This is a genomic window from Sinorhizobium meliloti (assembly GCF_017876815.1).
Taxonomy (GTDB): domain Bacteria; phylum Pseudomonadota; class Alphaproteobacteria; order Rhizobiales; family Rhizobiaceae; genus Sinorhizobium; species Sinorhizobium meliloti.
In genome coordinates, this window is sequence record NZ_JAGIOS010000002.1 from 1,141,665 (window position 1) to 1,162,362 (window position 20,698).

Here is a 20,698-nt window from a genome sequence, read left to right on the forward strand (position 1 = left end):
TGGGAAGATGACCGCCGGCAACGACTTCCAGCACCAGGCGATCGCCGCTCACGTGGCCCAGAGATTGGCCGGTCCGGCGCGGGCAATCCTGGGTTTCCAGGAACTGCTGGTCGAGCAGGCGCGGGATCTCGGTTTGATCCATATAAAGGGCGATCTCGACCGGATCGGTGCTGCAGCACGGCAACTGAACGGCTTTATCGATCGCCTTCTCGAGGGCGCGGCCTGCCCTCTGGAGGAAGGAGAAGCGGAGGCTGAGGCAAGACTCCGCCACGACCTGCGCACGCCGCTCAACGCCATCATAGGCTATTCCGAAATGATCCTCGAAGAGGCAAGCGATGCGCCGGAGCATGCGCTAAAGGAAGACCTCCATGTGATACTGTCGGCGGCGGCAGAGCTCCTGACGCAGGTCGACGCCATCGCCAGTCTTTCGCGCGGGGAAACGGTCGAGATGCTTCAACCGGGGGAACGCGCCGAAATCGACGCGGCGGGGCTCGAGCGACTTCTGTTCAAGGCGCAAGAGGTTGCATGCCCGGAACAAGGGGGCAGGATCCTCGTCGTCGACGACGTGGCCAGCAATCGTGATCTTCTGTCGCGGCGGCTGCGACGCGAAGGTCACCGCGTGGTCACCGCCGAATCCGGACTGTCTGCGCTAGCCAGATTGGCCGAGGACGAGTTCGACCTCATCCTGCTGGACATTCTGATGCCGGACATGAACGGCATCGAGATGCTGTCGCGATTGAAGTCCGAGGAGCGATGGCAGCACGTCCCGGTCATCATGATATCGGGCTTGAGTGATGTCACGGCGGTAGCCCGCTGCATCGAGGCCGGCGCCGACGACTATCTGACGAAGCCTTTCAATCCGATACTTCTGCGCGCACGGATCAACTCGACGCTCGAGAAGAAGCGCTGGCTTGACCGGGAGCACCGCTACCTCCAGCAGATAAAAACGGAAAAGCTGCGGGCGGATTCCCTCATTCGCGCGATCCTGCCCGACCAGATCGTTGCACGGTTGCAGGATGGCGAAGAGATCATCGCCGACCGCTTCGACGAGGTCTCCATCCTCTTTGCGGATATCGTCGGCTTTTCGCCCATTGCAGCAAGGTTGACTGCATCCGATCTGGTCAGGCGCCTGGACAGAATGTTTAGGAGGTTCGATCTGCTGACCGAGCAGCACCGTGTCGAGAAGATCAAGACCATAGGAGACGCCTATATGGCCGCCTGCGGGATCCCGGAGCCTGCGCCGGATCATGCCGACAGGATCGTGGCTCTCGGAAAGTCCATGCTTCGATCCTTGCAGGACATGGAAGCCGGGCCTGACCGTTTTCGGGTTCGGATCGGAATCCATACGGGGCCCGTCGTAGCCGGGCTGATCGGGCGACTCCGGTTCGTCTACGACGTGTGGGGAGAAACGGTGAACATAGCGAGCAGGCTCGAATCCCAGGGGGTCGCCGACGTAATACAGATATCCGAGGCAACCAGGCGCGCGCTGCGCGGTCCGTGGACGCTCGAGCGCCGTTGCGCCCTGGAGCTGCGAGGCATCGGCGCGGTGGAGACCTATCTTGTTCGATGACGTGCCCTTGCGTCGGATCTCCTGGCGTCCCGGCTCTTCGCCGCATGGGCAGCCTTTATTCCGCCCGTTTCTTCATTCTCTGTTAAGGAATACATTCCTCTGAGGAGATGGTGCTCATGGCCCTCGGCGCATCCCAACGTTTGCATGACGGCGTTGCGGCCGTGGAAACTATGACGCGCTTTGCACTTGCGGTGCTGGCGCTTGCCTCGGGCGTCTATACCTATCTCGGCGTTCGCAGCATTCTCGACGGCTCCCCGACCTCGGTCTTCTTCGCGGCGATCATCTACTCGGCCTCGGTTTCCGTCGGCATCTACGCCTTCTGGTCCTACATGGCGCGCTTCTATCCGCATGTGACAAACCATACGGGCCGAGCCGCCATGCTGGGCGTGATGGCTTTGGGGGCGGCCATGATCATCGCCATGTCGAGCTGGCTCAATGCGGCGGCGCTCGCAGGTTCGGCCGCGCTCGAACAGCATCTTGCGGAAACGGTGGAGGATTATACCGCCGACCTGGACCAGGCGCATCAGAACGCGCTTGCGGCCCAGAGCCTGCTGCCCGATATCCAGCGCGCATCCGAACGCTTCGCCCAGCTTGCCGCCTCGGAGCGGCAATCGGGAGCGCTCACCGGCACGACGGGATCCGGAAGCGTAGTGCAGCTTCTGTCGCAAATGTCGGCACAGATGAAGGATCTGGAGAATGGCATAAACGCCTCCCGCGAACAGGTGGCGATGCTTTTCAACCAGGGACAGAAGCGGCTCGAAACGATGCGGACACTGGTCTCCGCGCCGGGTGCGGTCGCACCGCGTGCCGATCAGTTCTCCTCGGAAGTGGTGGCGCTTACGGGCGTCATAACGTCGCTCGGACAGACTTCGATCGCGCCTTCGATCCGCCGCGCCGCAGACGACCTGTCGCTCGGCTTCATCGCACCCGTGGCCGACGGCGGCGATGCCGATCTCGTCAACCGCCAGGACCGGGTGATGGAGACTGTGCGAGCCTCGGTGGCAACGCAATCCAAGGTTCTCTCCGAAGCGGCTGACGAAATACTGGCGCGTGCGCCGGTGGCGGAGCGGCGTTTCGTTCCGCTTTCATCCGCTGAGGCGGTACTGCGCTATGCGACCGATTTCATTCCCGCCTGGGCGGGCGCCATTTCCATCGACCTGCTGCCGGGCGTACTGGTCTTCATTCTGGCAGCGGTTCACAGCGCAATCCGCAAGCAGGAGGAGAAGCTGCCCTTTGCCGAGCGCATCACGGCGGCCGAGCTTCTGCAGGCCTTGGAAGTGCAGCGCGCCGTGACGGCGAACGGCGGGCAACTCGGCGATATAGTCGCTCAGGCAGAAGCGGAGGAGCCGAACAACATCACCAGCCTCGACCCGAGGACGCGTGCAAAGGATCGGACGCATGAGGATCGATGAAGCGTTCAAGGCGCTGGTCCGGATTGAGGACGGTGTGCTGATGCGCGGTGCCTTCTTCGCGATGCTGGCGGCCGCGGGTGTCTTCCTGCTGATCGACCTGCGCGAGATCTCGGCGATGAACGCCGGACTGCCCGGTTTCGATCCGATGCTCGAGGATCGGCCGGTCCTGCCTCCCGCAGTGACCGAGGCTGCGCCCGACGGCCCGCCAGTCCAACCCGGAAGCTCCGACGAAGTGCTGCGCCAGCCGATGAGGTTCGATCTCCGATCCGGCGGCGTACTGGTCGCCGAGGGCACGCTCGACCTCGGCGCCGGTTCGCGCTTCGCCGAGGAGATCGAGGCGCGCGGCGAATATGTAACGACCGTGGCTCTCAACTCGCCGGGTGGTTCGGTGGACGATGCGCTCGCGATGTCGAAACTGATCCGTGAGAAGAAGCTCAATACCAAAGTGGCATCCAAGGCGCTCTGCGCGTCTTCCTGCCCGATCGTTTTTGCCGGGGGCGTGGCGCGTGTGGCGGAAAGGGACGCGCTGATCGGCGTGCACCAGGTTTTCAGCGGCGGCGAGGAAAGGCCGACGCCGGCACAGGCCATGTCCTTCGCACAATCCACCACGGCCAGAGTCGCCCGCCATCTCGATTCGATGGGCGTCGGCCCCGGCCTCTGGATCAACGCTCTCGAAACACCGCCGGACCGGCTCTATTACCTGACTGAAAAGGAGATGGTTGATTTTCATCTGACCACGGAGCCGGTCGCTACAGCCAAGACGAAGGGCTAGGCGCAGTGGCTTTCATGCGGAGATGCGTATATTTAAAGGCCTCTCAATTTTTCATTGAAACACTGACAGCCTCACGCCTCGTACGTCTCAGTCACCCTCATCGGGTATATTGAGTAGATGACCGCACGCCTTGCAGTGGACGGCGTCGGTGTCGTGCCTCTGCAAGCCGCATTGAGGGCAGGGGAAACTGACCTTATAGGGCCTGACAACGGCCTGGGCGAGCCGTACGAACAGCGATATGCCGACGATCATCGTGATGACGGAGGTGAGCTTGCCGAGCGTGCCCGGCAGGGTGATGTCTCCGAAGCCCGTCGTGGTGATCGTAGCCACCGTGAAATAGAGTGCATCGACGAAACCTTCGCCGCCTTCCCGGTGATAGAAGAACGTCGTGTAAACAAAGCCCGTGACGACGAAGAGGAACACGAGAAAGTTCAGACAGGCACGGAAGACATCCTGCAGATGCGACCACCCCGCGCGGCGAAGACCTTCCAGCAGGAGCGGACTTTTGCCGATCGCCCAGATGCGCATCACCCTGAGGAATGCGAAGTTGAACAGCAGGTCGGGAAAGAGAAGCGTGCCGAGAATGACCACATCGATCCAGGTCATCGGCCGTCGAAGGAAACGCTCAATCGAAGGCGCGGCCAACGCTCTTGCGATGAGCTCGCAACCAATCCATGCAGCGATGATGTAGTCGATTATCAGATAGGACGGACCCGATCTCAGATAGGGGCCGAGGATGAAAAAGGCAAGGATGCTAAGGTCAATGATGGCAAGCAGCGCCTGCCAGCGCAGCGCCCACGGATCCCGCCCGCGTTCCAATCTCTGAAGCGCCAGCCTTGTCGAATTTAACTTGGAATGCGCCCGCGGCTGGTCAGTCATATCCATGGAGCTGAAATAGGGGACGCGGAATCCCGGGTCAAGGAGCCTTGGCTGTTCAGGAACGTGGCGAATTCAACGTTGCAGCCGCGGCTGTTGAGGCAGCAATCCCAAATTTCGGCGTCGGAGCGAGTGTCAGACGCCCGCAAGCTTCCTTAGGTCGGCGACTGCGCCGGGGGCGGCGGCAAGGACGATCGAGCCGCGGGTCAAACTCTCTCCCTCAGTGGGGAAGGGCAGGTACCAGCCGCCCGCTTCCTGGACGAGGCAGTAGCCGGCGAGGCAATCCCAGGCGTGCATGTAGGGTTCGTAATAGCCCACCAGACGGCCGGCGGCGACATAGGCAAGCATGAGTGCGCCGGAACCGTTGCGCATGAAGGTGCCGCCCGCCTCCAGCAGGTTCTCGACCATCCTTCCGACGAAGGCCGGCTTGACATAGTTGTTGGCGCCAAGGCCGGTCACGTGATTGCGAATGGTGCGGGAGCCGTCGAGTGCGAGCGGCTTGCCGTTGAGACGTGCGCCGAGCCCGAGCGCGGCCGCATAGAGTTCCCCGTGGCATGGGGCGGCGATGACCCCCACAACCGGTATGCCGGCATGAACGAGGGCGATGGAGACGCACCAGTTGGGCATGCCGTTGACGAATGGGCTCGTGCCGTCGATGGGATCAACCGCCCATGTGAAGCCTGAGCGGCCGGAAACGAGGCCATACTCTTCGCCGAGCACGCCATCTTCCGGGTAGGCCTCCGCGATTCGATCGCGGATGAGATTTTCGACCTCGCGGTCGGCTATGGAAACCAAGTCCTGCGGATCGCGCTTCGTTTCGATGATCAGCGTTTCGCGGCGAGCGAAAAAATCGAGCGCCATCGCGCCTGCCTCGCGCCCGATAGTTTCGGCCAATGCCAGGCGGGCTTCGAGCCCAGGGACGACGTGAGATGTCATTAGGGAATCCTTGGTTGCAAATTGCCGGGGCTAACCGTTGATGAGAGCAATGCCGCGCTCCTTGAAGGCGATTGCCACATTCGTTTGGGGCGCAAGTGCCCGCTCCACCGCCGGGTCGACCACGAAGAGCGTCCCCGTTGCCGTCTTGACCTCGTACTCGACATGGTCGCCGAGATAGGCCGTATGGGTGATCTCGCCTGAAAAACTGCCGGCAGCGGACGGCTCCAGCGTGATCGCGTTCGGGCGCACCGCGAGCTTCGCCGGTCCCGGGCGCACGCCGCGACCGCTCACGCGATGCGTCAGCCGTTCCACGCGGATCGTGGCCTCCTGACCGTCGACGTTGATCACGTCGCAGGCAACGACATTGGCTTCGCCCATGAAGTCGGCGATGAAGGCGGAGGCCGGCGTTTCGTACAGTTCGCGCGGGGCGCCCTCCTGGGCTATGTTTCCGTCCTGCATCACGATGATGCGGTCGGAGACGGCCAGGGCTTCGTCCTGATCGTGCGTGACATAGACAGCGGTGAAACCGAGCCGCTGCTGCAATTCACGGATTTCGGTCCGGACGCGGCGCCTCAGCCTTGCATCGAGATTTGAAAGCGGCTCGTCGAGGAGAAGAACCTGGGGCTCCAGCACCAGTGCACGGGCGACCGCGACGCGCTGCTGTTGCCCGCCGGAGAGCTCGGCGGGCAGGCGCTGACCCATGCCGGGCAGGCCCACGAGGGCCAGTCCTTCCTCGGCTCTTTCGCGCGCTTCCTTGCGCCTCATACCTGACGACTCCAGGCCGTAGGCCACGTTGTCGAGGGCGTTCATGTGCGGAAATAGGGCATAGGACTGGAAGACCATCGAGACGTCGCGCTCGTTCGCGGGCAGCATCGTCACGTCCTTGCCGCCGATCAGGATGCGGCCGGATGTCGGATGTTCGAGGCCGGCGAGCATCCGAAGCGTCGTCGTCTTGCCGCAGCCGGAGGGCCCGAGCAACGTGACGAGCGTGCCTGGCTCGATGGTCAGCGAAAGGTCGGGAATGGCGGTGAAGGCACCAAATTGCTTGCATATGTTCCGAAAGACGACGGAACCGGGAGCCACGACGGTCATGCGGTTTTCTCCTGGGGAAGGGGCACGGGCGCGCGGGCAACGGCCTGGACGCGGTTTTCGCGCCGAAGCCTGCGTTCGCCGACGACAAGCTGGAAGCCGGCGATGACCGCTATCATCACCACGATCAGCATGGAGGAATAGGCGATCGCCACGCCGTATTCGCCGTTCTCGACCAGCCCGACGATATAGGCCGTCGCCATGTTGTACTCGGCGCTGACCAGGAAGATGACGGCGCTGATCGAAGTGATCGCGCGCACGAAGGAATAGACGAGGGCGGCCGTGATCGCCGGCCGCAGAAGCGGCAGAATGACCTTGCGGATGGTACGGAAGCTGTCGGCCCGGAGCGTCAGAGATGCCTCGTCCAGGCTTCGGTCGAGCTGGCTCATCGCCGCCACCCCGCCGCGCACGCCGACCGGCATGTTGCGGAAGACGAAACAAGCAACGAGGATCAGCGCGCTGCCGGTGATTTCGAGCGGCGGCAGGTTGAAGGCCATGATGTAGCTGATGCCGATGACCGTCCCCGGAATGGCGAAGCTCATCATCAGGGCGAACTCGAAGAGTTCGCGGCCGGCGAACCGCTGACGGACGATCAGATAGGCTGTGAGGAGGCCGACGGCTGCCGTCAGTGGTGCCGATATGAGGGCGATCTCCATCGTCGTCCAGAAGGAGTTCCAGGCAACGCCCGTCCAGGCGATGCCGCCGTCGCGTATTTCGACGGAGAAAGCCTTGATGTAATGGGCGAGCGTCAACGAGTTGTCCAGCCCCCAGGTCCTCACGAAGCCGCCGACGAGGATCATGCCGTAAACGACGAGCGTGAAGAGCGCCCATGGGATCACCAGGGCATGGACCGCGATCGAAACCATGCGGGGCAGCGCGGCGTGGGCGCCGCTGTCGCCCTTGCCGGTGACCGTCGCAAAGTTCCTTCCCGAAAGCCAAAAGCGCTGCGCCAGAAAGGCCGTGAGCGTGAAACACAGGAGAATGATGGCGAGCACGGCGGCCCGGGAGGGGTCGTTCTGCGAGCCGACGACGGCGAAGAAGATTTCCGTCGAAAGCACGCCATGGCTGCCGCCTAGCACCAGCGGATTTCCGAAATCGGCCATGCTTTCGATGAAGCCGATGAGGAATGCATTGGCGAGACCCGGCTTCATCAGCGGCAGCGAGACGCGCCAGAAGGTGCGCCAGCGGTCTGCCCTCAGCGTCTGCGAGGCCTCCTCCATCGATGGGCTTACGCCCTCGACGACGCCGATCAGCACAAGGAAGGAGATCGGCGTAAAGGATAGGACCTGCGCAATCCAGATGCCGGTGAGGCCGTAGAGCCAGCGGCCGGGCTCGACGCCGGTCAGGGTGGACAGGGCTTCGGTGATGACGCCGGACCGACCGAAGAGCAGGGTCAGCGCCAGGCCGACCACGAAGGGAGGCGTGATGATCGGCAGCACCGTCAACAGCCTGAGGCTCCGTTTGTAACGGAAGCCTGTACGGGTCGCGACCAGTGCGAAGGCAAGGCCGAGGATGGTCGAGCCGCCGGCCGTCATCACCGCCAGCCAGAATGTCCGCCAGGCGATCCCGCAGCGCCCGACGCCGACGACGCAGTCGAGGCTCCAGATCGACGGATCGACGATATTGCGGGTGAAGCCTTCCGGATTGAAGGAGCCGTCGAAATCCTGGAAGGCGCCGACCAGCATGCTCCCGACGGGATAGAAGACGAAGACGGCGACGAGAAAGACAAGCAGCGAGATGGCCGACACGACGAAAGCGTCGCCCTTCATCACCCCGCGTTCGGCAATCCCGAAGGCGAAAATGAGGACGAAGACGAGCGCCGCGAGCACCGCTCCCGCTCCCATGGAGGGCTGGCCCTCCGCAAGCGCGCCGAACAGCGCTTCGCTGACCGTCCAGTTCCAGCCGGAAAAGCCGATGGCGAGGCCCTGAAGGGCCAGAACGACGATGCCGCCTGCGCCTGTCCAGGCAAGAAAGCTTCCTCGCCGCGCCGGATCGCCGATGAAGCGGGCAGCGGCGGCGACCATCATGGCCAGCGCCGGGAGCATCAGCCACCATTTGCCAAAGGAAGCGATCTGGACGAGACCCGGCGCGGCAACCGGTTCTTCCGGAAAGGCTGAAAGCCAGCCGAAACCGAAGAAACCGCCGTCGATCCTGTACCAGGGAAGGAGCACGAAAGCGGCAAGCCCGAGAGCCAGCGCGATATCCAGTCTGCGGTTGTGAGTTTTCATGGATAGGCTTGTCCGTGCCGCCGTGTCACGATGAATCGTTCCGAATACAAGCCAGATCGCTGCCGTTGGATAAGAGCGCGATGCGACCGGAGCAGCTCACCTCGCCGAGATTGTCGGAGTCGAGCCGGCGGTTTCCCGACGGCTCGACTCCTTTGAAAGGCGCGTTGCGCGATCAGTTCGCGGCTGCGCCGATCTCCCGGTCCCAGCGCTCCAGGAGCTCTTTGCGCTTGGCCGGATCGCCGTAAGTCTTGAAGTCGTAATCGATCAGCTTGATGTCCTCGAACTTCGGCGCCTCTTCCGGCACCTTGGCCGTCTTGTTGGAGGGAAGCTGGAACGATTTCGCCTCCTTCATACTGGACTGCACGTCGGCGGAGAGCGCCCAGTCATACCATTTCTTGGCATTGTCGAGGTTCTTTGTGCCTTTGATGATCGACATCGAGCCGATTTCGTAGCCGGTGCCTTCGCAGGGCGCCACGGACTTCACCGGGAAGCCTTCCACCGTCTGCGCGACCGCATCGTGCATGAACACGATGCCGATTGCGGTTTCCCCCCGCGCCGCGGCCTTCACCGGTGCGGAGCCGGACTTCGTGTATTGCGACACGTTTGCGTTCAGCTTCTTCAGATAGTCGAAAGCCTCGTCCTCGCCCATGATCTGAACGAGCGTTGCGAGCGCCGTATAGGCGGTGCCGGAAGAATTTGGATTGGCAATCTGAACTTCACCCTTGAAGGACGGGTCGAGCAGGTCCGCCCAGCACTTCGGCTCCTTCAGGTTCTTCTGCTTGAAGATCTCTGTGTTGTAGCCCCAGCCGAGCGCGCCGGCATAGACGCCGACCGTCCGATAGCCGGCGCTCTCGGCCTGCTTGACGGCCCATTCATGCAGCTCACCGAGCATCGGCGACTTGTATTCGAGCGTCAGTCCCTCGGAGGCGGCCTGCAGATGCGGGTCGCCGGTGCCCGCCCACCAGATGTCCGTCTTGGGGTTGCGCGCCTCGGCCCGGATCTTCGCGTAGGTTTCGCCCGAAGACAGGCGAACCATGTTGACGGAGATGTCGGTCTTCTTTTCGAAAGCGCCCTTCATCTGCTCGCAGATCACCACGTCGGCCGAGCAGATCAGATTGAGATTTCCATCGGCTCGCGCGGAAAAGGCAAAGAACGTCGCGCCCGCGGCGAGCGCTGCCGCGGCCAGTTTAACCAAACCCATCGGTTCCTCCCAGATTGTGCCGGCGCCTCCGTGCCGGACGCTTTTTGCAAGCGCGTGCAAATGCTGCACGAGGATACGGGGAGTGTCAATAAGATTGTTCGATATTGCACGATATGACTGCGTTGCACGCATTTGCAAAATAGTGCAATTCTGCGTGCAAGGTCGAGGAGAGATCGTGATGCCGCAGAAGCCGTTTGTCAGCGCCCAGGAAGTCGCAGAGCGGGCGGGAGTCTCACGTTCAGCCGTCTCCCGTACCTTTACGCCCGGCGCGAGCGTCTCGCCCGAAACACGGCGGAGGGTGGTAGAGGCGGCGGAAGCGCTCGGCTATCACGTCAACCATCTCGCGCGCGGACTGATGCGCAACGAGAGTGGCATCGTCTGCCTTATCGTATCGGAGATGAGCACGCCCTACCGTGCCAACCTGATCCGGGCGATGACGCAGCAATTGCAGAACGCCGGCAAGGTCGCCATGCTGATCAACACGGACCGCTCGGACGACAGCGTGGATCTCGCATTGCGGCAGGCGATCCGGTACCGCGCCGATGCATCGATCATCCTGTCCGGCATGCCCGACCGGTCGATTACCCAGCTCTGCCTCAAGAACGGCCAGCGCCTCGTCCTCATCAACCGCGACGACGACCAGCAGGGCCCGCTTCGCATCAATCTCGATGACGCGGAGGCGGCGGGGCGGGTGGTCACCGCTTTCGTGCGCGCCGGCTGCCGGCGTCTTGCCTTCGCGAATTCGCAAGCCGGCACCCCGAGCCTGATGGCGCGCGAACACGGCTTCGTGGCGACGGCAAGAGCAATGGGCCTCCCGGTTCTTGTCGAGCGTCACGGGCCGACAAATTACGAAAGCGGCCGCGTTCTGGCGCAGCGGCTGCTGACGCTCGGCGAGCGCCCCGATGCGGTCTTCTGTGCCACTGATCTCCTTGCCTGCGGCTTCATGGATGCCGCGCGCCACCAGTTCCGGGTCTCCATTCCCGATGTGCTCTGTGTCGCGGGTTTCGACGACATTGAACAGGCGGCCTGGTCCTCCTATGACCTGACCACTTTCGCCCAACCCGTCGATAGGATAGCCCAGGAGGCGGTGGCTTGGCTCGTCAATGAGAGGCAGGAACCGGTCGACCATTCGGTACGCTTCCAGCCTGATCTCGTTTGGCGCTCATCCATCCGGGGAGGGTAGCTACGGTTCGACTCAGCGCAGATGGTATTCGCGAGCCGATTTAATGCGAATACCCCCAATTTGTTACTGGTTATAGTAATACGTTTGTGTAATATCCCACTTGCACCGACACATCTTCTTGCATCGCTATGGCTTGTAATGGGCTGTGCTGGAGAACGTATTGCCGTGTCCGTGCTCTCTTATTGAGCTGGTGGGAACTGAATGGGGCCCTGACCGATACCGGTCGGGGCCTTTCGCTCGGGTAGGCTCGGATTTCGCCAGGCGTCGAGCTTCGAATTGCGTGCGGTGCCCCAGCCCCGGCGAGGCCAGTCGCTGAAGCGCCAGGCCTCTGACCGTCTTCCCCCGTTCGAGACGGCTGACGAAGGACTAGCACGCATAATGCTTCGGCTCCACTGACCTATCAGGGCTACCACCGGTGAATATCGGGGATATCTGAGCAATTCCAAAGAAAAGTGCGCAGCGGTTTTCCGCCCGGAGGTGTGCAGCTTCAGGGAGCTAGACGGAAGCTTCCAGAAATGCGCGCGAAAAACCCGGTTCCGTTACCTCGATCGTCCCTTCAGGGATCTTCAGCAATCTCTCGACAGCCATCCCGTAGGTGCGCATCCAGCCATCCAGCGTCCGCGCCGCGCCGTCCAGGTCCCCGGCTTCGGTCTGCTGCAGAGCCCGATGCATCGTCTTGGCGACGCCAAGCCGCAAGTACAACAGCATCGGCGCGAGGGCTTCAGGATCGGGCGCGTCGAGGCTCCCCTCCTTGTGACCGCGCCTCAGAAGTTCGGTTAGAAAGGGAAGTGTCACCGCGCTGACCGCTGCGTCGATGCGATGATAGAGGACGATGTTCTCCGGCTTGAAAAGTGCGTTGAATGTATTCTTCAACTGTGGCGCCATTTCCACTTTCAGGCGCCGCGAACCCGCGAAAAGGGCATTCAGCTGGCCGACGGCATCGAGGGAGGGATCCTCGAATACCGTTTGCAATTCCTTTAGGCTGTGGCGTGCCATGCGTGCGGCGACTGCCTCCAGCAGTGCCTCCTTCGAAACGAAGTAGTGATAGAACGCCCCCTTGGAAACATTCGCCTCCCGGATCACGTCGTTGACAGTCGTGTTTTCGTATCCCTGCTCGAAGAAGAGGCGTTCAGCGCAACCGATGAGCTCATTCGTTCTGACGTCAGGTGATTTCTTCACTCGTGGCATCGATTTGTCCTGAACCGGAGAAATACGTTCTACACGTGTTGGCAGGCTGCGCGAAGTCCTGCTCGCAATTATAGACCGACGGTCGGTCTAATGCTAACATAACAATTGATGCGGGTGAATTTCAGGAGTAGTTCGTGCGGCTGATGCAGCAGATGAGGCGCTACGCGGCAGGTATTGCGATAGCCGCCGCAGTCGGTGCGGTTGCCTTCTGGTATGCGACCCGGGCGGTGCCCGTTTCGATCGTGACGCCGAAGCGCGGCGATGCGGCGGAGATCGTCTATGCCAGCGGGGTCGTGGAGCCGCGCGTCTGGGCAAAGGTCACTTCGACAGTGCGCGAGCGGATCGTCGAGCAGTGTAACTGCGAGGGCGAACGAGTGGAAAAGGGTGCCGTGCTCGCGCGCCTGGACGATACGGAGGCGCGGGCGATTCTGAGCGAGCTGCAGGCGCGCCTGTCGCTTGCCCAGGAAGAATACCGCCGCAAGCTCGCCTTGGCAGAAAGAAACACGATAAGCGAGCAGACCGTGGACAGGGCACGCACCGACGTCGCTCAATTGGAGGCGTTGATCGCGGGACAAGAGGCGCGGCTTGCCGCCTACGTGCTGCGTGCGCCCAGTGACGGGCGGGTGCTTCGGCAAGACGGTGAGATCGGCGAGGTCGCCGAGCCTGGGACAGTTCTCTTCTGGGTCGGAGAGCCGCGACCGCTGATCGTGGAGGCCGAGGTGAACGAGGAGGACATTCCGCGGGTCGAAGTCGGCCAAAATGCCTATCTTCGGTCGGATGCCTTTCCAGAGCGCGCGCTCGAGGCGGTTGTCGACAGCATTACGCCGAAAGGCGATCCTGTTACGAAGACTTACCGCGTCCGCCTTCGCCTGCCTGAGGACACGCCGCTCAGAATCGGCATGTCGACCGACGTAAACGTGGTGGTTCGCCTGTCGCGCAATGCTCTGGTCATCCCCGCGGCAGCGGTCAGTGGGACCAGAGTCGCGGTGGTTGAAGGGGGAACGGCGAAACTGCGCGAGATCGAAACCGGCATCCGTGGCACGGACGGTGTAGAGGTCCTTTCCGGCCTTGAAGAAACCGCACGCATAATCTCGCCCTTATCCCCCGATTTTGCCGACGGGACTCGGGTGGATGTGGTGCAAACAGCGACGAATTGAACGCCATGCGCCTGATCTTCGACATCGCCTTGACGCACGTCGCCGGCCGCGGCCGCCAGACGCTCGTTGCGGTTATCGGTGTCGCTGTCGGCGTCGGCTTCTCGATCGCCATGGCGGCGCTGATGCAGGGCGGGCAGGACGATTTCGTTCGCCAGCTCGTCGACACGATGCCGCATGTCGATGTGACCGATGAGCAGCGCTCGGCGCGGCGGCAGCCGGCGGAAGACCTCTTCGAAGCCGTCGCCATATCCGGGCTGAGGCCGAGGGACGACCGGCGCGGCATCATCAATCCGACGAAAGCGGCATCCTGGCTCGAAGAATGGATGCCCGGGCGGCTGGCCGCCGTCCTGAACGTGCAGGGCGTGATCCGCTACTCCGGCCGCGAAGTCGGCGCCGTGGTGATCGGCATCGAGCCGGAGAAGGAGGTGAAGGTCTCGCCCATCGTCGAGGATTTCGAGTCCGGCAGCTTCGCCGCGCTTGCGGCCGGCGGCAACAACGTCGTCATCGGCGATACGATGGCCTCGAGGTTGGGTGCCGGTCTCGGCGACACGATTACCGCCGTGTCGTCGGAAGGCCTTGCCCGCAACTTCAAGATCGTCGGCCTGTTTCATACCGGCACCACGGCGCGCGACGAAGGCGAGGCTTATGTTCTGCTGAAGAACGCCCAGATCCTGTCCAACCGACCGAATGCAATCAACGAGATCCGCATCAAGCTCGACGATCCGAACGCCGCGCCCACCATCGCGCGCCGAGTGGAGGCCGAACTCGGCTACAAGACGGTCGCATGGCAGGAGGCGAACGAGTCCATTCTCGAAGCGCTCGTCGTGCGCAACGTCATCATGTACACGGTCGTCGCCGCGATCATGCTGGTGGCGGGTTTCGGCATTTTCAACATCGTGTCCACCATCACGCACGAGAAGGCGCGCGACATCGCCATCATGAAGTCGCTCGGCTTTTCGCAAGCCGACATGCGCCGTCTGTTCGTGATGGAGGGGCTGGCGATCGGCATCGCGGGTTCACTTCTCGGCTGGGCGCTCGGTTTTGCGATCACCTACGCGCTTTCCCGGGTGCGGTTCGAAATTGCGGCAACCGGCCAGGAAATGACCAGGCTGCCGATCGCGTGGAGCATTCTTCACTACGCCGTAGCGACAGCCTTCGCCCTGTCCTCGGCAGCGGTCGCCGGCTACCTCCCCGCCCGCCGCGCAGCACGCGTCAATCCGGTGGACATCATAAGGGGCGCGACATGAGTCCGCTGATCGAGGCTCGCGGCCTCACGCGTATATTGCATGAGACGGTTCCGGTAACGCTGGTGAAGGACATCGATCTCATCATCGAGGAAGGCGAGTTCGTGGCCGTTACCGGCCCTTCGGGGTCGGGAAAGTCGTCGCTGCTCTATCTCCTGGGGCTGCTCGACCGGCCGACGGAGGGTAGGCTGCGCGTCCGCGGCCGCGATACCGAGCCGATGAGCGAGAAGGAGCGGGCGGAGACCCGCCTCGCTACCATGGGGTTCGTCTTCCAGTTCCATTTCCTCCTGCCGGAATTTACCGCGCGCGAGAACGTCGAGATTCCCATGCGCAAGCTCGCCCGCCTCGGGCGCGACGAGATGCGGGCGCGGGCGAGGGACTTGCTGTCCTCGCTCGGCCTCGCCGATCATCTCGACAAGCGGCCGGATCAGCTCTCGGGCGGCCAGCGCCAGCGCGTGGCGGTCGCACGGGCGCTTGCCAACGATCCGCCGCTGATCCTGGCAGACGAGCCGACCGGAAGCCTCGACAGCAGGAGTTCGGAGCAGGTATTCGCAATTCTCGACGGACTTGTCCGCGAGCGCGGCAAGACGGTCGTCGCGGTGACGCACGACCTGGACATGGCTGCTCGAATGGACCGGCGAATCCACCTCGTGGACGGCGAGGTCAGCAAGGAAGAATAGATGCGCGCGTTTCGCCGAACGGCGCGGAACCGGCCGGCGGATGCTCAGCGCTGCTCGTCCATTTCGGCAAGCTTGCGCACGCGGCGCCGGAAGTCCTCGTCGGTGGAGAATTCGGCAGCGAGGTAGGCTGCAACGAGATCCCTGGCCAACCATGCGCCGACGATCTGGGCGCCGATGCACATGACGTTGACGTCGTCATGCTCCACCGACTGATGGGCGGAATGCACGTCATGGCAGACCGCTGCGCGGATACCTTTCACCTTGTTTGCCGCGATCGAGGCGCCGACGCCGGTGCCGCAGACCATCAGCCCGCGATCCGCCTTGCCCTCGATGATCGAAGAAGTGACCATCTTTGCGATGTCGGGGAAGTCTACGGGGTTCGCATCGTATGAGCCTGCGTCGTACACCTCGTGGCCGAGCGAGGTGACATGGTCGATGATCGTGGCCTTGAGGTGGAAGCCAGCATGGTCGGAACCGATGACGATACGCATATTGGTGTCTCCTGGAGAAAAGATTACTGGGCGATCAGACGGGGCAGCCACAGCGTGAAATCCTTCGCTAGGGTGAGGATGACAAGCGTGGAAACCAGCGGAATGTAGAAAGGCACAAGTGCCCGCAGCAACTGCCGGATCGAGACTTTGGCGATATCCGACACGAGGAACAGCGACAAACCCATAGGCGGCGTCAGCAGTCCGAGCATCAGGTTGAAGATCGTCACGATGCCGAGTTGAACCGGGTCGACACCGGCCATCACGAGCGGCGGGGCGATGATGGGAACGAGAAGCAGCGTTGCGGTCGTCGAGTCGAGGAACATGCCGGCGACGAAGAAGATCAGATTTGCGATGATCAGCAGCATCAGCGGGTCCTTCGACCAGCCAAGCAGCGCTGCGGCAAAGGTCTGAGGCACCTGCTCGACCGCGAGAATCCAGCCAAAAAGCGCAGCAGAGGCGACGATGATGAGGATAGCGCTGGAGCTGCGAGCCGTCAGAACCGCCGAATGCCACAGATGCGCCGGCGTCAGTTCGCGGTACAGGACGCCGCTGATGAAGATGACATAGACGGCCGTTATCGCGGCCGCCTCGGTCGGTGTGAAGGCGCCGGCCGTCATGCCGCCGACCATGAGCGCCGGAGCAAGAATGGCCGGGAGCGCCGGCACCAATGTGCCGACCAGCTCGCCTGCCGTCGGCCAGCGCTCCGCACGTGCATGGCCGTGTCGGATGGCGACGATCAGCACGGTGAGCATTAGCAGCGCGGTGCACAGCACGGCGGGCATGATGCCGGCTACGAGGAGCTGGACGATCGAGACGCTCGTGACCGAGCCGTAGACGATCAGCGGGATGGAAGGCGGGAAGATCGGCCCGAGCGTCGCGGAAGCGGCAGTTACCGCGCCGGCGAAGGATGGATCGAAGCCGCGCTTCTTCATGGCATCGATCTCTATGCGCCCCAGGCCCCCGATATCAGCCAGCGCCGCCCCGGACATTCCGGAAAAGATCAGGCTTCCGAAGACGTTGACCTGCGCCAGGCCACCCGGCATTCGCCCGACGAGCGTATAGGCGAAGCGGAAGATGCGATCGGTAATGCCGGAAAGGTTCATGAGGTTGCCGACGAAGATGAAGAGAGGCACGGCCACCAGCGGAAACGAATCCAGCGCATAGGTGATCCGCTGGGCAAGCAGCCCGAACGGCAAGCCTTCGACAAGTACGTAGAGAATTGACGGCAGCAGGATGGCGTAAACCACCGGGAAGCCAAGCATGAACAGACCGAGGAAGGCCGCAACGACCAGAAAACCCATGAAACGACCTCTCAGACTGCGACGTTCTTGTCCGCCTGCGGCGGCTTGCGCAGATGCAGAAGATGAACGAGCGCCGCACCCGCGAAACCGAAAAGCGTAGCGCCCAGAAATATCCAGAATGGGATGCCGAGGGTCGGCGTGGCGTTGGTCAGGTTCCGGGTGATATTCATGGCAGTGACCCAGCCGATGAACCCCGTGACGCCGATCGCGCAGATCGAAATCGCGACATTCACGATTGCGCGCGCCTTCCTCGACATTGCAGCCTTGAACTCGCCCATGACGATATTCTCGCCATGCCCGACCACGAGGGGATAGGCGAGGAACACCAGGCAGATGAGCAGGAAGCGCGTCAGTTCCTCCGCGCCGATGAAGGGCAGCCCGAAGACGCTGCGCATGATGACCTGAGCCGTCGGAACGATGACCAGACCCGCCATCACGGCAACCACGACAATCGTCAGGACACGTTCGGGCAGACGCATCTTCTCCCCTCCCATTCTTACTGAAAAATGCAGGCGTTGCAGGGACAAGGGACAGTGGCTTGCCCCTGCAGCTCGTCGGTTACTTCACCGCTTCGATCTGCTCGATGAGCGGTGCGAAATTCGGGAAGTCCTGCCCGATCTGGGCGCCGACCTTTTCCCTGAAGGCCGCCACGTCGAGTCCTTCGGCCTCCGTGATGACGGTCATGCCGCGGCCCTTGAGTTCCTTGACCAGATCAGCCTCGGATTCCGTCGCCATCTTCAGCGATTTCTGGGCCTCCTCGTCGAGGACTTTCGTCAAAGCCGTGCGCTGCTCTTCGCTCAATCCCTGCCAGACTTCCTCATTGATGAAGACGGCGAGCACGGCGCGCATGTGACCCGTCATCGACAGATGCGATTGCACCTCGTTGAGATTGTTGGAGGCGATCATGGTCAGTGGATTTTCCTGGCCGACCACCACGCCCGTCATCAGCGCGGTCGGGAGTTCGGCAACTTCGACCGGGGTGGGGATCGCGCCGAAGCCCTTGACCATGGAAACCCACAGTTCGAGCGGGACCGCTCGGAAAGGCTTGCCGGCAAGGTCCGCCGGTGTCTTTACCGGGAAGTTGGAGGAGATGTGGCGGTCACCCCGATAGATGCGCCCGACGATCCGCACGCCCTGTGCGATGAGCTTCTCGTTGATCGCCTGAAGGGCCGGCGACGACTGCGGGTCCGTCGCAGCGAGCGCATGGGCGCCGTCGCGATAGATGAAAGGCGCGTTGAAAACCGCGACCTCAGGCACCAATCGTGCGAGGGAAGCGAAATCATGATGGCCCATGGAGATCGAGCCCATGCGCACGCCATCCACCATTTCCGCGACCCCGCCGAGCTGGCTGGCGGGATAAACGGTGACGGTGACTTCGCCGCCGGTCGCGGCCGCAATGCCCTCCGCCGCCTGTGCCGCATAGACCGTCTGGATGTCTCCCTCTGCGCCCACATGCGCATAGCGCAGTTCGGTCGCGGAAGCGGCTCCGGCCAACAATGCGGCTCCCAGCATGGCGCCGGCCACCCGGCCATGTTTCAGAAAGTTCAGCATGCTCTCCTCCCTGGATAAAACTAGCTGTCTGCTTCTTTTTCCTCTTCCTGCGGCGCGCCCTTCCTGGTGAAGGCAGCTATGTAGCTTTTGCGCCGAAGCTCGTCGCCGATGGCGAAATGCTCGCGCAGCATCCTGTCGGCCTTGTCCGGGTCGCGCGCGAGAATGGACAGGAAGACCTCCCGATGGGCTTCCACGAGATAGTCGGTGATGCCCGGCGCGTCGCTCGTTTCGGCGCGCCTCTGGACATGGCTGCGCTTCAGAAGGTCGGATATTGAGCGGTAGACCGTGACGAGCGCGGGACTGCGGCTGGCCTCGACGATCGCCATGTGAAAGGCGAAGTCCGCAGCACCCCCGTCTTCGGCGTTGTGGAGCGTGTCCATCAGCCGGGTCAGCAGGCCGCCAATGCGTGAGAGGTCGCTATCCGTCGCGCGGATGCAGGCAAGACGGATGGCCTGGCACTCGATCGCGACACGGGCCTGCATGATGTCGTCGAGCATGTCGGGCTGCTGGGCGAGGCAGAACGTCAGGAAATCACCGAAGACGCCCACGTCGGCCTTGCGCACGAAGGCGCCCTTGCCATGGCGGATGTCGAGAAAGCCGAGATTGGCGAGCGACCGCAAAGCCTCCCTCAGCACCGGTCGCGATACGCCGAGGGCCAGGCAAAGCTCCCTCTCGCCCAACAGCCTGTCTCCCACCTTGAGCGCACCGGACAACAGCTGCTCCCGGAAGAAGGAGAGAACCTTTTCCGTTCCCGCAAGTTCGTCGGCACTGTCGGATAGCACAGGGTTCATGCAAATGGTCCCAACTGGTATTACCAGTAAGCACCACATGCGTTTGCCCGTCAAGACGCGCTGCTTGAATTATTGGAAACTTGTTGAGAATGGTCGCGCACCGAACCGGGCAGGGGCGCGGGTCACAAGAATTTCAGGTGCGGCGAGGGACCGCGCTGCAGCAGCAACGAGTGCTGCCGGCTTGGGCTATCGCTTTGAACTGCTCAATCCAGGGAGCAAACCGCAGTGGCGAGAATTTCCAGGCGGATGCCGGGTGAAAGGAGCTCCGTGACGACTGTCGCCCGCACGGGAAATGGAGGCGCGAAGAATTCGCGGTATATCTTGTTCATGCCCGGGGCATCGGCCCTGTCGATGAGATAGACCTGTATCTGCACGACAGCGGCTAGCGTGCTTCCGGCGGCTTCAAGCGCCTGTCGGAGGTTGGAGAATACCTGTCGCGCCTGGCACTCGATGTCCCCGGTGACGAGTTCGCCGGTCTCCGGGTTCTTTGCTATGTGGGCCGATCTCACGATCCGGCCCACCTTCACGGTACCGCTCAAGGGAGCGCGGGATGCAGCAATTCCGGTTTCGATTTTCTCGAACATTCGTGTTCCTCCCGCCTTGCTGAATTCGGACCGTGCGCTGCGATCAAGCACCCTCGAGCACCGCATGGGCGAGGACCTCGACGCGCAGGCCCGGGGTGATGAGCTCCTTGACGACCACGGTCGCGCGCACCGGATAGGGCTCCCTGAAGAACTCGGTATAGATCCTGTTCATGCCGGGAGCGTCGGCTCTTTCGGTGAGAAACACCTGCATTTGCACGACATTTGCGAGGGACCCGCCGGCGGCCTTGATCGCGATTTCGAGGTTCTGAAGCGTGCGGCGTGCCTGCGTCTCGATGTCGCCAAAGACCGGCTCGCCGGTGACCGGGTCCTCCGAGACGTGAACGGACCAGAAAAGACCGCCGGCGTGAACCGCTTCGCTGACCGGAACATCCGACGGATCGGCGCCGGTATCGATGACTTCAAACATGCTCTTCCTCGCTCGTT

General features: G+C 62.5%; 20 protein-coding genes. 7 read left to right on the forward strand and 13 right to left on the reverse strand.

Annotated elements, in window-relative coordinates; genetic code table 11:
* Positions 1-7 precede the first annotated feature (7 nt).
* The 3 genes from JOH52_RS24275 to JOH52_RS24285 all read left to right on the forward strand — a co-directional run bounded on the left by JOH52_RS24275 (position 8) and on the right by JOH52_RS24285 (position 3,754).
* The gene (locus JOH52_RS24275; RefSeq protein WP_013850023.1) at positions 8-1,570 is read left to right on the forward strand and encodes an adenylate/guanylate cyclase domain-containing protein; all 1,563 of its coding nucleotides are present in this window, start codon (positions 8-10) and stop codon (positions 1,568-1,570) included.
* A 116-nt stretch (positions 1,571-1,686) separates the two neighbouring features.
* Complete coding sequence (locus JOH52_RS24280; RefSeq protein ID WP_010975237.1) at positions 1,687-2,982, forward strand: hypothetical protein; 1,296 nt, start codon at positions 1,687-1,689, stop codon at positions 2,980-2,982.
* Positions 2,969-3,754, forward strand: a complete 786-nt coding sequence (locus JOH52_RS24285; protein WP_014530758.1) for a COG3904 family protein — start codon at positions 2,969-2,971, stop codon at positions 3,752-3,754. The genes JOH52_RS24280 and JOH52_RS24285 overlap by 14 nt, the downstream gene beginning before the upstream one ends.
* An 87-nt stretch (positions 3,755-3,841) precedes the next feature.
* Here the strand turns inward: JOH52_RS24285 and JOH52_RS24290 are convergent, their stop codons facing one another.
* From JOH52_RS24290 to JOH52_RS24310, 5 genes are all read right to left on the reverse strand, one after another.
* Positions 3,842-4,639 carry a potassium channel family protein gene (locus JOH52_RS24290; RefSeq protein ID WP_014527515.1) on the reverse strand — a complete coding sequence of 266 codons (798 nt, stop codon included), beginning with the start codon at positions 4,637-4,639 and terminating at the stop codon, positions 3,842-3,844.
* Positions 4,640-4,765: 126 nt separating this feature from the next.
* Positions 4,766-5,566, reverse strand: coding sequence for an inositol monophosphatase family protein (locus JOH52_RS24295; RefSeq protein WP_014530757.1), 801 nt, complete (start codon positions 5,564-5,566; stop codon positions 4,766-4,768).
* 30 nt (positions 5,567-5,596) lie between these two features.
* On the reverse strand, positions 5,597-6,658 hold the full coding sequence (locus JOH52_RS24300) for an ABC transporter ATP-binding protein (protein ID WP_014530756.1): 1,062 nt from the start codon (positions 6,656-6,658) through the stop codon (positions 5,597-5,599).
* Positions 6,655-8,883, reverse strand: a complete 2,229-nt coding sequence (locus JOH52_RS24305; protein WP_014530755.1) for an ABC transporter permease — start codon at positions 8,881-8,883, stop codon at positions 6,655-6,657. The genes JOH52_RS24300 and JOH52_RS24305 overlap by 4 nt, the downstream gene beginning before the upstream one ends.
* Before the next feature lie 172 nt (positions 8,884-9,055).
* Positions 9,056-10,084 carry an ABC transporter substrate-binding protein gene (locus tag JOH52_RS24310; RefSeq protein ID WP_014527511.1) on the reverse strand — a complete coding sequence of 343 codons (1,029 nt, stop codon included), beginning with the start codon at positions 10,082-10,084 and terminating at the stop codon, positions 9,056-9,058.
* A 178-nt stretch (positions 10,085-10,262) separates the two neighbouring features.
* Here JOH52_RS24310 and JOH52_RS24315 point away from each other — a divergent pair, with 178 nt between their 5' ends.
* Entirely contained in the window at positions 10,263-11,267 is a 1,005-nt protein-coding gene (locus tag JOH52_RS24315; RefSeq protein WP_017271740.1) for a LacI family DNA-binding transcriptional regulator, read from the forward strand.
* Between the two features lie 495 nt (positions 11,268-11,762).
* On the opposite strand, the gene JOH52_RS24320 is transcribed toward JOH52_RS24315, so the two are convergent.
* The gene (locus JOH52_RS24320; RefSeq protein WP_014527510.1) at positions 11,763-12,455 is read right to left on the reverse strand and encodes a TetR/AcrR family transcriptional regulator; all 693 of its coding nucleotides are present in this window, start codon (positions 12,453-12,455) and stop codon (positions 11,763-11,765) included.
* A gap of 134 nt (positions 12,456-12,589) precedes the next feature.
* Here JOH52_RS24320 and JOH52_RS24325 point away from each other — a divergent pair, with 134 nt between their 5' ends.
* The 3 genes from JOH52_RS24325 to JOH52_RS24335 are packed head-to-tail and all read left to right on the forward strand — an operon-like array spanning position 12,590 to position 15,536.
* Positions 12,590-13,612: an efflux RND transporter periplasmic adaptor subunit gene (locus JOH52_RS24325; RefSeq protein ID WP_013850014.1), complete on the forward strand. Its 1,023-nt coding sequence runs from the start codon at positions 12,590-12,592 to the stop codon at positions 13,610-13,612.
* A 5-nt stretch (positions 13,613-13,617) separates the two neighbouring features.
* Positions 13,618-14,859 carry an ABC transporter permease gene (locus JOH52_RS24330; RefSeq protein ID WP_014527509.1) on the forward strand — a complete coding sequence of 414 codons (1,242 nt, stop codon included), beginning with the start codon at positions 13,618-13,620 and terminating at the stop codon, positions 14,857-14,859.
* Positions 14,856-15,536: an ABC transporter ATP-binding protein gene (locus JOH52_RS24335; RefSeq protein WP_014530753.1), complete on the forward strand. Its 681-nt coding sequence runs from the start codon at positions 14,856-14,858 to the stop codon at positions 15,534-15,536. Before JOH52_RS24330 ends, JOH52_RS24335 begins: the two co-directional genes overlap by 4 nt.
* 44 nt (positions 15,537-15,580) lie before the next feature.
* Here the strand turns inward: JOH52_RS24335 and rpiB are convergent, their stop codons facing one another.
* The 7 genes from rpiB to JOH52_RS24370 all read right to left on the reverse strand — a co-directional run bounded on the left by rpiB (position 15,581) and on the right by JOH52_RS24370 (position 20,681).
* Positions 15,581-16,027, reverse strand: coding sequence for a ribose 5-phosphate isomerase B (rpiB, locus tag JOH52_RS24340; RefSeq protein WP_003525805.1), 447 nt, complete (start codon positions 16,025-16,027; stop codon positions 15,581-15,583).
* Positions 16,028-16,050: 23 nt separating this feature from the next.
* A complete protein-coding gene (locus JOH52_RS24345; protein ID WP_010975249.1) occupies positions 16,051-17,328 on the reverse strand; it encodes a TRAP transporter large permease in 1,278 nt (425 codons plus the stop codon).
* 11 nt (positions 17,329-17,339) lie between these two features.
* Positions 17,340-17,807 (reverse strand): TRAP transporter small permease, encoded by a 468-nt coding sequence (locus JOH52_RS24350; RefSeq protein ID WP_003525807.1) that lies wholly within the window; start codon positions 17,805-17,807, stop codon positions 17,340-17,342.
* Between the two features lie 79 nt (positions 17,808-17,886).
* Positions 17,887-18,879, reverse strand: coding sequence for a TRAP transporter substrate-binding protein (locus tag JOH52_RS24355; RefSeq protein ID WP_014527507.1), 993 nt, complete (start codon positions 18,877-18,879; stop codon positions 17,887-17,889).
* Between the two features lie 20 nt (positions 18,880-18,899).
* Positions 18,900-19,670 (reverse strand): FadR/GntR family transcriptional regulator, encoded by a 771-nt coding sequence (locus tag JOH52_RS24360; RefSeq protein ID WP_003525813.1) that lies wholly within the window; start codon positions 19,668-19,670, stop codon positions 18,900-18,902.
* Between the two features lie 203 nt (positions 19,671-19,873).
* Positions 19,874-20,254 carry a RidA family protein gene (locus tag JOH52_RS24365; protein ID WP_013850010.1) on the reverse strand — a complete coding sequence of 127 codons (381 nt, stop codon included), beginning with the start codon at positions 20,252-20,254 and terminating at the stop codon, positions 19,874-19,876.
* Between the two features lie 43 nt (positions 20,255-20,297).
* Positions 20,298-20,681, reverse strand: coding sequence for a RidA family protein (locus JOH52_RS24370; RefSeq protein WP_014530751.1), 384 nt, complete (start codon positions 20,679-20,681; stop codon positions 20,298-20,300).
* Positions 20,682-20,698: the final 17 nt, after the last annotated feature.

Bases quoted from the DNA above. Each gene is read 5' to 3' on its own strand.
- JOH52_RS24275 (WP_013850023.1), top strand. From the start codon at position 8: ATGACCGCCGGCAACGACTTCCAGCACCAGGCGATCGCCGCTCACGTG.
- JOH52_RS24280 (WP_010975237.1), top strand. From the start codon at position 1,687: ATGGCCCTCGGCGCATCCCAACGTTTGCATGACGGCGTTGCGGCCGTG.
- JOH52_RS24285 (WP_014530758.1), top strand. From the start codon at position 2,969: ATGAGGATCGATGAAGCGTTCAAGGCGCTGGTCCGGATTGAGGACGGT.
- JOH52_RS24290 (WP_014527515.1), bottom strand. From the start codon at position 4,639: ATGGATATGACTGACCAGCCGCGGGCGCATTCCAAGTTAAATTCGACA.
- JOH52_RS24295 (WP_014530757.1), bottom strand. From the start codon at position 5,566: ATGACATCTCACGTCGTCCCTGGGCTCGAAGCCCGCCTGGCATTGGCC.
- JOH52_RS24300 (WP_014530756.1), bottom strand. From the start codon at position 6,658: ATGACCGTCGTGGCTCCCGGTTCCGTCGTCTTTCGGAACATATGCAAG.
- JOH52_RS24305 (WP_014530755.1), bottom strand. From the start codon at position 8,883: ATGAAAACTCACAACCGCAGACTGGATATCGCGCTGGCTCTCGGGCTT.
- JOH52_RS24310 (WP_014527511.1), bottom strand. From the start codon at position 10,084: ATGGGTTTGGTTAAACTGGCCGCGGCAGCGCTCGCCGCGGGCGCGACG.
- JOH52_RS24315 (WP_017271740.1), top strand. From the start codon at position 10,263: ATGCCGCAGAAGCCGTTTGTCAGCGCCCAGGAAGTCGCAGAGCGGGCG.
- JOH52_RS24320 (WP_014527510.1), bottom strand. From the start codon at position 12,455: ATGCCACGAGTGAAGAAATCACCTGACGTCAGAACGAATGAGCTCATC.
- JOH52_RS24330 (WP_014527509.1), top strand. From the start codon at position 13,618: ATGCGCCTGATCTTCGACATCGCCTTGACGCACGTCGCCGGCCGCGGC.
- JOH52_RS24335 (WP_014530753.1), top strand. From the start codon at position 14,856: ATGAGTCCGCTGATCGAGGCTCGCGGCCTCACGCGTATATTGCATGAG.
- rpiB (WP_003525805.1), bottom strand. From the start codon at position 16,027: ATGCGTATCGTCATCGGTTCCGACCATGCTGGCTTCCACCTCAAGGCC.
- JOH52_RS24345 (WP_010975249.1), bottom strand. From the start codon at position 17,328: ATGGGTTTTCTGGTCGTTGCGGCCTTCCTCGGTCTGTTCATGCTTGGC.
- JOH52_RS24350 (WP_003525807.1), bottom strand. From the start codon at position 17,807: ATGCGTCTGCCCGAACGTGTCCTGACGATTGTCGTGGTTGCCGTGATG.
- JOH52_RS24355 (WP_014527507.1), bottom strand. From the start codon at position 18,879: ATGCTGAACTTTCTGAAACATGGCCGGGTGGCCGGCGCCATGCTGGGA.
- JOH52_RS24360 (WP_003525813.1), bottom strand. From the start codon at position 19,670: ATGAACCCTGTGCTATCCGACAGTGCCGACGAACTTGCGGGAACGGAA.
- JOH52_RS24365 (WP_013850010.1), bottom strand. From the start codon at position 20,254: ATGTTCGAGAAAATCGAAACCGGAATTGCTGCATCCCGCGCTCCCTTG.
- JOH52_RS24370 (WP_014530751.1), bottom strand. From the start codon at position 20,681: ATGTTTGAAGTCATCGATACCGGCGCCGATCCGTCGGATGTTCCGGTC.